Genomic DNA, 11,663 nt, shown 5'->3' with positions numbered 1-11,663 from the left:
CTCGCCGCTGCGATGCTGGCACTCCGCCGCCAGGACTAAGCAGCTACCCTAACTACCGGACTTCGTTCCGGTCCTTGCCGCACTTTCCTTTTATCGAACGCTACCCCACACAGCGACAGCGATCGCGATCCACACGATCCCGATCCCACCCCGACCCAGCAACACAGTGATGGGGCCGGCGATCGAATCCCACACGAGAGCCAGTGGCCAGCAGTACAGCGACCCGACGCGATCGCGGCCCGACGGCAGGGGTGATCGAATGGACGATCGACTAAGACGAACGCTCACGGCGCTCGCGATCGGTCTCCCCTGTGGCGTCCTGATCGGCGTCGCACTCGTCCTCACGGCCGACGATCTCTTCCTTGGAGCGTCCTCGGCGCTAACCTTTGGCGTGGTGATCGCGGCGCTGCTCGCGAACTACTGGGACGAACGTGACGATCGAACCGACGGCAAAACCAGCGAACGCGATCGCACCGAAGACCGCGACGCCTAATCGTCCGCGGCGGCGACTTCCGTCTCGCCGGCCGAACTCGCGCGTTCGAGGTCCTCCAGATACTCGTCGGCGTCGATCGCGGCCTTGCTCCCCATCCCCGCGGCGGTCACGGCCTGCTGGTAGTGGAAGTCGACGACGTCGCCCGCGCCGAAGATGCCGGGCACGTCAGTCTCGGTCTGGCCGCCGCCGTCGCCGCCCTGGGTGCGGAGGTAGCCCTCGTCGTCCATCTCGACGCCGGTGCCCTCGAGGTAGGACGTGTTCGGCGTGTGGCCGATCGCGAAGAAGACCGCGCCGACGTCGAACTCGAATTCCTCGGTGTCGGGATCGTCGAGTCGATCGGTCGGGTGGCCCTGCTCGTTGCGGACGAGCGTGACGTGGTCGACGCCCGCTTCCTGGGAGCCGTGAATCTCGGTCACTTCGGTGTTTTTCATGATCTCGATCTCGCCGGCCTCGACCTTTTCGTGGACGCGATCGATCCAGTAGTCTTCCGCGCGGAACTCCTCGCGGCGGTGGGCGATGTAGACGGTGTCAGCGAACTTGGTGAGGAATGTGGCTTCCTCCATGGCGGCGTCGCCGCCGCCGACGACGAGCATGTCCTCGTCGCGGAAGAACGCGCCGTCGCAGGTCGCACAGGTCGAGAGTCCGTAGCCCATCAGTTCGTCCTCGCCCGGAATGCCGAGCGTCCGGGCGCTGGCACCCGAGGCCGCGATGACGGCGTCGGCGGTGTAGACGTCGCCGTTCGTGAGTTCGACGCGGAACGGTCGGGTGTCGGCATCCACGCTGTCGATGATGCCGTTTTTCAGCTCGGCACCGAACTGGCGGGCCTGTTCTTTCATGTTGTTGACCAGGTCGGGACCGCTGATCCCCTCGGGGAAGCCGGGGTAGTTTGCCACGTCGGTCGTCAGGGTCAGCTGGCCGCCGGGTTCGTCGCCCTCGATGACCAGCGGCTCGTTGTTCGATCGGCCGGCGTAGATCGCGGCGGTGAGACCGGCGATGCCGGTACCCGCGATGATGAGTTTCCGGTGTTCGCTCGCGTCGTCGTCGCTCGCAATTCCCAGTTTTTCGTCGAGTTCCCCCGTCTCGTCGAGCGCGCTGGTGTCGTCCCAGCCGCCGATCAGTTCGTCGTCGATGAACACTTCGGGGGCGGTCTTGCGGCCCTCGGCGCGTTCGACCATCTCCTCGAAGAGATCCTCGTCACCGGTTACGTTGTACGTTTCGTATGCGATGCCTTTGCTGTCGAAGAGGTCCTTGGCCTTCTCACAATAGGGGCAGTTCTCTTTGGTATAGATCTCGACGCGTGGCTGGTCGGTCATGTCTACCAGTTAGGAAACTGGGCCTAAACGCCTTGCGTTCTCAGCAACGACTCCCGTTTGCGAGGACGGACTCGCTGGCCCAGTGTCTCCTCCAGGCAGGAGGTCACAGCGTCTCGACGTGAAGCCAATGGCCCGGACCAGACCACGTTTCGCGCCAGTGTAGTACAGGACGACGCACTTACAGTGACCTCTCCCGAGAATCCACCCATGGCTGCAGATCTCGAGGAGAAGACCGATCGGTACGGGCGCTTGCTCACTGAAGCGCTCGCGGAGGCGACGATCGCACCCCCAGAGGGGACGCCGATGGCGACAGCGGCCGCCGACTGTCGGGAGATGGCCGAATCCTACCTCGCCGACGGAACTCACTTCTGCGAGAACGACGACCTCGTCAACGCGCTGGCCTCGTTTTCGTACGGGCACGCCTGGCTCGATGCGGGTGCGCGCGTGGGACTGTTCGACGTCCCGACGGAGGGACACCTGTTTACGGTCGACGGGGAAGACTGATACGGAGTAGTGTCCGTCGGTACCGCCGAACGGCAAACCGTCTTGGCCGATCGGGGGAAATTGATGACACTAATCCGTATGAGAGGGACACCGGAGAGCGAGTCACCACGATTCGTCTCCGTCGGCATCAGTCTCCCGTTTCGATCTCGATTCGGATCGCGTCGCCGTCGGTCAGTTCGTACGCGACTGGATCGACCGTCTCGCCGTCGACGCTGAACGTCATCTCCGTGGTCGAATCGGCCGTCCGGTAGGTCCGTTCGTCGTGTCGGATCACGTGATCGTCGCCGTCCCGTTCGTACTCGAAGTGCGGAAGCAGGTCGATTCCCTCCGCGATCGTTACCGGCTCTTGGCCTTCCATGTACCAGTATTCGTCGCGGTCGTGGAGGTGGAACGCGAGCGATTCGTTCTCGACGTGTTCGGACTGGTACCGGTCGTCGGTGAGATCGATGGGCACTCCGTCGACGACGATTTCGATCTCGCCGCGGCCGTGAAACTCGATATCGCCGTGTTCGTCCTCCTCGGACAGACAGCCGGCCCAGAGGAGGGTTCCGAAGACGGCGGTGATGACGGCCCGTCGCTTCATACGGGGTGCCAGGGTCCCGTCACTGATAACGGTCAGGTTCCGCTCCCGTGGATCCGGAGTGATCGCTCGCGTGGGGGCAGGAAGTACCGATCGAGTGCGATCGTCGGCAACTGACCGTCGGTGATTAATCGTCGTCGGTCTTCTCCGCCGCCTTCGCAGAACCCGACCCGTCGGCCGAGGCTTCGTCGACGACGTCGATCGAGACGCCTGCGTCCATTCCCCGGTTTCGGTTGGCATCACCGAACCCGGCGCTGAGGACGCGCGTGAGCGCGTCTTCGACGTCTTCGTCGAGTTCGGTGATCTCCTCCGATTCGACTTCGACGACGAACCCGGTGGTGATGTTCGGTGACGTCGGCAAAAAGAGGACTTCGCGGCCGTCTTCGGTGGTTTTCCCGGTTTTGAACGCCGTCATTCGGAGGCCGTCCCAGACCTCGATTTTGACCGGTTTCTGGAGCGATTCCTGCTCACCGAAGGCGGTTTCGGCGGCCATCTTCGAGGCGTTGTAGACGACGCGAACGACGGGAACTCGGTTTGCGACGTCGTCGACGAGCCGTTCGACGAGTCCGCCGACGGTCGTCCGCATGAGGTATCCGACGGAGAACGTGAGGATGATGAAGACCGTTACGGCGACGATGACGCGAAGGAGCTGTGCGAGCTGTTCGCGAGTTTGCTGGGCCTGGGAGCTGTCGCCCGGAATCAGCGGCCGAAGCGCCGCATCGTCCAGAATGAGCCCCGGCGTCACCCCGGCGACGAGTCCGTAGAGCCAGTAAATAACGTAGAGGGTAATGAGGATCGGGCCGAGGACGATCAGCCCACTCGCGAAATCCCGCTTCCACGAAGCCATGTTCGACACCTCACACTACCGGCTAATGAGCCCTTCCCTTTATCGTCCGGCGATCGCCCGGAGCGCGAACCAGAGGTTTTCCTTGCGTTCCATCGCCCGGCGATAAAAGTACGATTTCCAGCGACTGCCGTAGGGGACGTACTGGGAGACCGGATATTCCCGGGCGAGTTCCTCCTGGGCGTCCTCACGGATCCCCATCAGCATCTGGATCTCGAAGGGTGTCCCGTGTTCGTCGTGGAGGGCGATCGCGCGATCGATCATCGCCGGATCGTGGCTGCCGACGGCGATGCCGTCCTCGAAGTGTTCGAAGGCGTACGCGAGGAGCGCCTCGTACTCGCGGTTGACAGCCGCCTTGTCTGTGTAGGCGATGTCGGCTGGCTCGTCGTAGGCCCCCTTGACGAACCGGACCATGCCGGGAACGTCGGCGAGCCGGTTGACGTCGTCGCGAGTGCGTTTGAGGTTGGCCTGGACGCAGACCCCGACACCGCCCTCGTGTTTCCGGGCCAGTTCCTCGAAGGCGTCGAGCGTCACGTCGGTCGTCGTGTGGTCTTCCATGTCGATCCAGACGAACACGCCCGCATCGGCGGCGCTGTCGACGATTTTCGTAAGCTCGTCCCGGAAAACGTCTTCCCCGAGATCGAGACCGATCTGAGAGGGTTTGACCGAAATACAGGCGTCGAGGTCCGAGGCCGCGATATCGGAGACGAGCGATCGGTACGCCGCGGCGTCCTCGCGAACCGACTCCCGGTCGTCGTAGTGTTCGCCCAGCAGGTTGACGATCGCCGCAATCTGGCGGTCGTTGACCTGTCGGACGTGGTCGAGGGCTTCGGCCGGCGTCTCCCCCGCAACGAACCGGTTTGCGATCGGAAAGACCATACCGACAGTATGTGACGCCGTCCCCAAGGCAGTTTGTGTCGTCTGCAGGAACCGTCAGCGATCGAAACCGGTCGGCTCGAATTCGACGGCATCGAACCACCGCCGGTTAAGACGCCGGGGTTCGTTCCGGCCGATATGGCAGTACTCGAGACGATCGTCGTCGCTTTCTGGGCGATGTTGCCCGCGTACGTTCCCAACAACGCCGCGGTGCTGGCTGGGGGCGGCCGGCCGATCGACAGCGGGCGAACGTGGGGCGACAAGCGAGTGCTCGGCGACGGGAAAACCTGGCGCGGGACGGCGGCCGGAATCCTCGCCGGCCTCGCACTCGCCGCGGTCCTCTCCGTGCTCGCCGACGACGTGAGTGCGGCAACCGGCATCGGCGTGCCCGCCTTCGAACCGCTCGCGGCGATCGGACTGGCTGCCGGAGCCATGCTCGGTGATATCCTCGCGTCGTTTCTCAAGCGCCGCACGGGTCGCCAGCGCGGCGCGATGTTTCCCGGTCTCGATCAACTGGACTTCGTCGTCGTTTCGCTTCCCCTGACCGCCCTCCTCGCGACGGGCTGGTTCCGCGAAGTGTTCACGTGGGACGTGATCCTCGTCGTCGTCGTGCTCACGCCGGTGTTGCACGTCACGACGAATATGATCGCCTACAAGCTCGGATTGAAAAGCGAACCCTGGTGAGAGAGCGGCCGGCTACGGACCGGCACTGGGTGTCGATCCGTCTCTGTTCCTCGGTATCGATCCGTCTCTGTTCTTCGGTATCGATCCGTCTCTCGCAGTGAGCTACTTGGGTCTCGAGGAACTACGAGACCACATGGCAGAGACCGAACTCGCCGATCGAGAGTGTATCGCCTGTACCACCGACGAAGACCCGCTGAAAGGCGACGAACTCGACGAACTGTACGCGGGGATCGACGACGACGTCTGGGAGATCGTCGACGAACACCACCTCGAGGGGACCTACGAGTTCGAGGACTTCCGGGACGCCCTCGAGTTTACCTACGAAGTGGGCGAACTCGCAGAGGAGGAGTGGCACCACCCCGACATTCACCTCTCGTGGGGCGAAGTCGTAATCGAAATGTGGACTCACAAGATCGACGGCCTCTTCGAAACCGATTTCATCATGGCCGCGCGCATGGATCGAATCCACGAGGAGTACGCTCCCGACGCGTCGGAGTAGCGGGACCAGGGACCGCCCCCGCGAATTCCCGCGTTCTGACTCTCGCTTTCTGACCCTCTCGCGCTCTCTCGACGATCGAAGCCGACCCGAGCCCGGGATTTAGGCACGTTCCCGTCCACTATCCCGCATGGACGTCGAAACGATCCTCTCGAAAGCGCCCGACCCGGGAACCCACACGTTTCCGGACTACGCGCTGCCCCGCGGCGAGCCGGTGATGCCGATCGCGGGCCGATCGATGCCGCGCCGATGACCCGTGAGAGACTCACTCCAGGGCGTCGGTGAGATCGGCCGCCACGTCGGCGTGTGCCTCGTGAGCGACCGAGAGATCCGCCGGAGCCGAAACCATTCCGGCGAAGCCGTGGATCATGCCGGGATAGTTCCTGAACGTCACGGGGACGCCCGCGTCGGCGAGTCGATCGGCGTAGGCGGCGCCGTCGTCCCGAAGAGGATCGAATCCGGCGGTGACGATCGTCGCTGGCGGAAGCTCCGCAAGTTGTCGATCGCTCGCGGCTCGCGGCACCGCGAAGACGTTTCCCTCGTCGATGTCGCGCGCGAAGTAGTGACTCCGGAACCACTCGTTTTCCTCGATCGTCGGCCCGTAGGACTTCCCGAGGGTCTCGTAGGAGTCGGTCCCGCTCGGATCGCCGGTGACCGGGTAGAACAGCACCTGATAGGCGACCGCCGGCCCGTTGCGGTGGGTCGAAAGCAGAGACGTCGCCGTCGCGAGGTTCCCGCCAGCGCTGTCGCCGGCGAGGACGATTCGGTCTCGGTCGCCGCCGAGGTCCTCGACGTTCGCGGCGATCCACTCGAGGGCGGTATAACAGTCCTCCAGTCCAGCCGGGAACGGGTGCTCGGGAGCCAGCCGGTAGCCCACGCTGAGGACCGGATAACCGGTTTCGATCGCCAGTTTCCGACACGCCGGATCCGAGCTGTCGATGCTCCCGACGACCCAGCCGCCGCCGTGGACGTAACAGATCGTCGGCCGGGTCTCGTCGTTCGCGTCTCGACTGGGGGCGGGGTCGTAGATCCGAACCGAAATCTCGCCGGCCGGCCCGTCGATGCGGCGATCTTCGACGCGGGCGATCGTGCGATCGGGTTCATGATCGAACATCGCCGCCATCGCATCGCGGGCCTCTTCGGGGCTGAGGTCGACGACTGAGGGCGTATCCGCCGCCTCGATCGCGTCGAGGACGGCCTGGGCCTCGGGGTGGGGTTCGTCCGCCTCGGTCGGGTTCATGATCTGACACTCGAATCGAACTGTAAAAAGTATCCTCTCCGTGTCTCGTCCCCGATCGAACTCGGCCGTTCCGTCTCGCAGTCGCGGATCGAGACTCCGTCCACGGTGAACAAAGAGCCAGTTACTGTGTATATGAGATATAGATACTGTGGACAACCTATTTATCACCGTTTCGCATTCGCATACGTATGACGGCAGGCCCACCGATCGACGAACTGCACTACGACGACGCGCCGGACGTCGGCACCGTTCCGGGCCCGAACTCGCAGCACCTCCTCGAGAAACAGCGCGAGATCGATAGCAGCGCCGTCGCCTACCCGCGGGACATTCCGATGGCCTTCGAGGAGGGGGCGGGAGCGACGATTCGAGACGCCGACGGGAACACGTACATCGATATGTTCGCCGGCATCGGCGTCCTGAGCGTCGGCTGGTCGAACCCCTACGTGCTCGAGGCCGTCCACGAGCAGGCGGACAAACTGGTCCACACGGTCGATTTCCCGACCGAGGCGCGACTCGATCTGATCGAGAAACTCGACGAGATCGCTCCCGACGGACTCTCCGGGTCCAATCGGGTCGTCTTCGGCGGTCCCACCGGCAGCGACGCGATCGAGGCCGGAATCAAACTCGCCAAGTACAATACCGGCGGCGACGGCCTCATCGCGTTCCGCGGTGGCTACCACGGTCCAACGACCGGCGCGATGAGCATCACCTCGAATAAAAAGTTCAAGGACCACTACACGCCGTTGCTTCCGGATGTCGTCCACGCGCCGTATCCCTATCCCACCCACATGGGCAAAGACCCCCAGGAGGCGGTCGAGCACGCACTCGATGAGGTCAAAGCGATCGTCGAGGACCCCTACGGCGGCCTCGCGAACCCGGCCGGCATCGTCGTCGAGCCGATGCTGGGCGAAGGCGGGGTCGTCGCGCCGCCCGAGGGATTCCTCCAGGGGCTCCGGGACATCGCCGACGACAACGAAATCGTCCTCGTTTTCGACGAAATTCAGAGCGGACTGGGTCGAACCGGGGAGTGGTGGGCCTGCGACTGGGACGGCGTCGCGCCGGACGTGATGACCTCCGCGAAGGCCCTCGGCGGAATCGGATTCCCGCTGTCCGCGACGATCTACCACGAGGACCTCGACACGTGGGGACCGGGCGACCACGCCGGCACCTACCGGGGCCACGTCGTCGGGATGCGAGCCGGCCTCCGGGCGATCGAGTACATTCAGGCCCACGACCTGCTCGCCCACGCTCGCGACCTCGGCACGGTCATCCGCGACCGCTTGCGTGACGTCGCGAGCGAAACCGATCGCCTCGTCGACGTTCGCGGACGGGGGCTGTTCATCGGGGCCGAGTTCGTCGACCTCGACGGGAATCCGGACGGCGACCTCGTCGACGATATCCAGCAGTACTGCTTCGAGCGCGGCGTCCTCGTCTGGACGGCCGGCCGCTACGGAAACGTCCTCAGACTGCTCCCGCCGCTCGTGCTCACGCACGACCTCGCGGAGACGGCGCTCGCGGTGATCGTCGAGGCGATCGAGGAGTGCACCGAACCGACCGCACGGACCGCCTGATACGGATTAGTGTCCGTAGTTACCGCCGAACGGCGAACCGTCTTGGCCGTTCGGCGGGAATTGATGACACTACTCCGTATGACGCCGCCTGGGCCGGCTGTGATCTGGGCCCCGCGTGAGGATCGCTCCCGGCCACCTCGAAACCGGATCACCGATCGAATACGGAAATCGTGTAGCTAAGGAGTGATTACCGGGGAGACTCTGACAGTCAGCGAGGGCGTTCCCAACAGCGAACGACTGCGGCCAAAATTGGCGACGGCGGCGGGATCGAACCGTCTCCAGCGCCAGCGGTGTCCGATTCGCTCCGACCAGAAGGATTAATCCGGGTGGTAACCGTGTGCTGTGTATGACTCACGATGACATGCCGGAGACGCTTCGGACCGCAGCGGACGCCGATCGGCCCCGCGGGATTCTGACGCCGTCCGATCGCGATTTTTTGCTCGGCCGGAAGACGGACTACACCGAGCATTCGAAAAAGCAGAAGCGAAATCGAATCCGTCGCCGCGTTCGGAACGCGATGCTGGACTTTAGCATTCTGTTCGAGTACATGGAAGAGCGCGATCGGAACACAGTGTTCGATCCGGACGGCGACGAACGAGACGCCTACACGCGGGGAATCACGGACGCGCTGGCGTTCCTCCACCTCGGAACGATGGGCTACCAGGCGCCGTTCGAGGATATGCTCTCGGAGGGGGTCGGCAAGGCCGAACAGCGACTCGCCGGCTCGGATTACCGGATGGTCACCGTCGAGTTCAGCGTCGATCCGGTCGGTCAGATCGACGTCGACGAGGTGATCTCGAAACTGGAAAACGAGGAGTTCGCCCAGCTCACCGACGAGGAGCTACGCGCGTTCGTTCGGCTGTTGACCATGTCGGAAAAGTTCTCACCGGAGGCGACGCGTGCAGACATCAAAGACCGCGTCGACGAGTACGCACAGCGGGTGAACGAAAGCGAGGAGACTCGGGCACAGAAACTCGAAGAGCTGACGAACTGAGACGGACCAGTGTACCGTTTTCCGCCGATCGCTGCCCCGTTCGAGCGACCGCTGGCGAAGAATGACGACGAGGCGTCCGACACGACGAAGCGTCCAGCGCGGCCCGCGGTATGCTGTGATTGACGGCAGGTAATTGTAAACAAAAACTGTGTGTACTAGATACAGAAAAGAAATACTTATTGCGGCCGCTAGCAAGCGTCTCGGTATGTCAACGCACACCACAGTTCGTGGCCGGTGGATGGGGGTGGCAACGCAGCGACTCCACGGAATCGGGGGGCGTGACTCCGAAACTCGGGGTGGGGGCGATGAGTGACTCCGAGGGCGGCGTGTTCGGCCAGTTCTTCGAGGAACTCGATCCGATCGTCTTCCTGTTCGGTGCGGGACTCACCGTCGGCGTCATCGCGACGTTCTTCGTCAGCCCGAGTACGGTCGAAAACACGATCGCAGCCCTCAACGAGGGGATGCTCGAGTACCTGAACTGGGCGTTGCTGGTGATCGTCTTCACGATCGTCCTCTTTTTGTTGTTCCTCATACTCGGCCCGTGGGGCAAACTCAGGTTCGGTGACGATCCACCGGAGTACAGTTTCCTGTCGTTTTTCGCGATGCTGTACTCGGCCGGATTCGCCGCCGGGGTCGTCTTCTGGGGACCGACGGAAGCGCTGTTCTACTACGACGATCCGTCGCCGCTGTTCGACGTCGGCAGTCAGTCGGGTGCGGCGATGAGTATCGCCGTCCAGCAGACGCTGTTCCACTGGGCGCTCCCGCAGTTGGCCGTCTTCACGATTATGGGCATCGCGATCGGCTACTTCGCGTACAACTACGACAGTGTCCCGCTCAGGGTTTCCTCGGCGCTCACGCCGATTCTCGGGGAGGAGAACCTCGACGGGCCGACGGCGAAGATCATCGACATCCTCGCCGTCTTCGCGACGATCGGCGGGGTCGCGACTTCGCTTGGCTTCATCGGGAGTCAGTTCGTCAGCGGTCTCGATTACCAGTGGGGGATCGATCTGGGCAACACCGGCATCATCCTCGTCGTGACGACGATGACGCTCCTGTTTACGATCTCGATGGTGCTCGGCGTCGACAAGGGGATTCGGCGGCTCTCGAATTTCAACATGATCCTGTTCGTCGTGTTGCTGGTCGTGACGTTCATCGCCGGGCCGACGATCTTCCTCGTCCTGCTCGGCACGCAGGCGATCGGCGGCATGGTCACCGATTTCGTCTCGATGAGCCTCTTTACCGGGGCCGGCGTCGAAGGCGGTACCGAGTGGACGAACACCTGGACGGTCTTCTACTGGGCGTGGGCGCTTTCGTGGTCTCCCTTCGCGGGCCTGTTCATCGCACGGATCTCTCGAGGCCGAAGCGTCCGCGAGGTCGCGTTCACCGGGATCGTTGCCACCTCGGCGGCGACGATTCCGTGGTTCATCTCGCTGGGCGGCACCGCCGTCTGGATGCAACACAACGGTATCGCTGACTTCAGCGAGGTGATGGCATTCGAGGCCGGCGCGGAGGTCACCGGCTTCATCATGTTCGACGCGTTTCCGCTCGGAACCGTGTTCATGATCGCGTTCATGCTCCTCGTGACGACGTTTTTCATCACATCGGCCGACTCCTCGACGCTCGCCGTCTCGATGATGACCACAGGCGGGAAGGCCAAACCCTCGAACGTCAACCGGATCTTCTGGGGCGTCGTCCTCGGGATGACCGCGGCGATCCTCATGATCCTCGGCGGCGTCGACGCCCTCCAGTCGGCCGCGATCATTACGGGCGCTCCGTTCGCGTTCGTCTGTTTCGTCGCCATGCTCGGCCTCATCAAACACTTCAGCGCGAACCACGGCCGGGTGTTGCTCCAGGACGAGACGAGAATCTGGGGATCGCGCGACGAACCGCCCTCCGTCAGCGGGACGATCCAGCCGAGCGACGACGACGATTGATAGGGACTATTGTAGTCAGTTACCGCCGATCACCGATCCGCCCCTGGCGATCGGCGGTAAATCGGTACAAGAATCCCTATGAGCCCGTACGGAGGACGATCGAGTCGACGAGGAACGACGACCGATCCGGTTGC

The 11,663-nt window shown here is 63.4% G+C and carries 13 protein-coding genes; 8 read left to right on the top strand and 5 right to left on the bottom strand.

The genetic code is table 11. The features are described from left to right. The first annotated feature begins 169 nt into the window (after positions 1 to 169). Positions 170 to 493, top strand: a complete 324-nt coding sequence (locus AC6I6L_RS19795; RefSeq protein ID WP_497919497.1) for a hypothetical protein — start codon at positions 170 to 172, stop codon at positions 491 to 493. Here AC6I6L_RS19795 and grxC read toward each other — a convergent pair. Continuing rightward, positions 490 to 1,806, bottom strand: coding sequence for a glutaredoxin 3 (gene grxC, locus AC6I6L_RS19790; protein ID WP_497919496.1), 1,317 nt, complete (start codon positions 1,804 to 1,806; stop codon positions 490 to 492). The two genes, AC6I6L_RS19795 and grxC, sit on opposite strands and share 4 nt — an antisense overlap. 207 nt (positions 1,807 to 2,013) lie before the next feature. On the opposite strand from grxC, the gene AC6I6L_RS19785 reads away from it, so the two are divergent. Beyond that, positions 2,014 to 2,310, top strand: coding sequence for a DUF357 domain-containing protein (locus tag AC6I6L_RS19785; protein ID WP_497919495.1), 297 nt, complete (start codon positions 2,014 to 2,016; stop codon positions 2,308 to 2,310). A 127-nt stretch (positions 2,311 to 2,437) separates the two neighbouring features. Here the strand turns inward: AC6I6L_RS19785 and AC6I6L_RS19780 are convergent, their stop codons facing one another. The 3 genes from AC6I6L_RS19780 to AC6I6L_RS19770 all read right to left on the bottom strand — a co-directional run bounded on the left by AC6I6L_RS19780 (position 2,438) and on the right by AC6I6L_RS19770 (position 4,613). Next, positions 2,438 to 2,893, bottom strand: coding sequence for a hypothetical protein (locus AC6I6L_RS19780; RefSeq protein ID WP_497919494.1), 456 nt, complete (start codon positions 2,891 to 2,893; stop codon positions 2,438 to 2,440). A 124-nt stretch (positions 2,894 to 3,017) separates the two neighbouring features. Continuing rightward, the gene (locus tag AC6I6L_RS19775; protein WP_497919493.1) at positions 3,018 to 3,737 is read right to left on the bottom strand and encodes a DUF502 domain-containing protein; all 720 of its coding nucleotides are present in this window, start codon (positions 3,735 to 3,737) and stop codon (positions 3,018 to 3,020) included. 39 nt (positions 3,738 to 3,776) lie between these two features. Continuing rightward, entirely contained in the window at positions 3,777 to 4,613 is an 837-nt protein-coding gene (locus AC6I6L_RS19770) for a proline dehydrogenase family protein (RefSeq protein ID WP_497919492.1), read from the bottom strand. Positions 4,614 to 4,748: 135 nt separating this feature from the next. On the opposite strand from AC6I6L_RS19770, the gene AC6I6L_RS19765 reads away from it, so the two are divergent. The 3 genes from AC6I6L_RS19765 to AC6I6L_RS19755 all read left to right on the top strand — a co-directional run bounded on the left by AC6I6L_RS19765 (position 4,749) and on the right by AC6I6L_RS19755 (position 6,043). Next, entirely contained in the window at positions 4,749 to 5,294 is a 546-nt protein-coding gene (locus tag AC6I6L_RS19765; RefSeq protein ID WP_497919491.1) for a CDP-2,3-bis-(O-geranylgeranyl)-sn-glycerol synthase, read from the top strand. Between the two features lie 133 nt (positions 5,295 to 5,427). Further along, positions 5,428 to 5,793: a 4a-hydroxytetrahydrobiopterin dehydratase gene (locus AC6I6L_RS19760; RefSeq protein ID WP_497919490.1), complete on the top strand. Its 366-nt coding sequence runs from the start codon at positions 5,428 to 5,430 to the stop codon at positions 5,791 to 5,793. A 127-nt stretch (positions 5,794 to 5,920) separates the two neighbouring features. Then, positions 5,921 to 6,043, top strand: coding sequence for a hypothetical protein (locus AC6I6L_RS19755; protein WP_497919489.1), 123 nt, complete (start codon positions 5,921 to 5,923; stop codon positions 6,041 to 6,043). A gap of 12 nt (positions 6,044 to 6,055) precedes the next feature. On the opposite strand, the gene lipP1 is transcribed toward AC6I6L_RS19755, so the two are convergent. Further along, positions 6,056 to 7,030, bottom strand: a complete 975-nt coding sequence (gene lipP1 / locus AC6I6L_RS19750; protein ID WP_497919488.1) for a LipP1 family hormone-sensitive lipase — start codon at positions 7,028 to 7,030, stop codon at positions 6,056 to 6,058. 188 nt (positions 7,031 to 7,218) lie between these two features. On the opposite strand from lipP1, the gene AC6I6L_RS19745 reads away from it, so the two are divergent. The 3 genes from AC6I6L_RS19745 (at position 7,219) to AC6I6L_RS19735 (ending at position 11,529) form a co-directional block, all read left to right on the top strand. Next, on the top strand, positions 7,219 to 8,601 hold the full coding sequence (locus AC6I6L_RS19745; RefSeq protein WP_497919487.1) for an aspartate aminotransferase family protein: 1,383 nt from the start codon (positions 7,219 to 7,221) through the stop codon (positions 8,599 to 8,601). Between the two features lie 346 nt (positions 8,602 to 8,947). Then, positions 8,948 to 9,595 (top strand): DUF8102 family protein, encoded by a 648-nt coding sequence (locus AC6I6L_RS19740; protein ID WP_497919486.1) that lies wholly within the window; start codon positions 8,948 to 8,950, stop codon positions 9,593 to 9,595. A gap of 305 nt (positions 9,596 to 9,900) precedes the next feature. Beyond that, positions 9,901 to 11,529, top strand: a complete 1,629-nt coding sequence (locus tag AC6I6L_RS19735) for a BCCT family transporter (protein ID WP_497919485.1) — start codon at positions 9,901 to 9,903, stop codon at positions 11,527 to 11,529. Positions 11,530 to 11,663: the final 134 nt, after the last annotated feature.

The organism is Halosolutus sp. DAT137, from assembly GCF_059736405.1.
The sequence above is the reverse complement of the archived record's forward strand: the minus strand, read 5'-3'. Positions and strand labels throughout refer to the sequence as shown.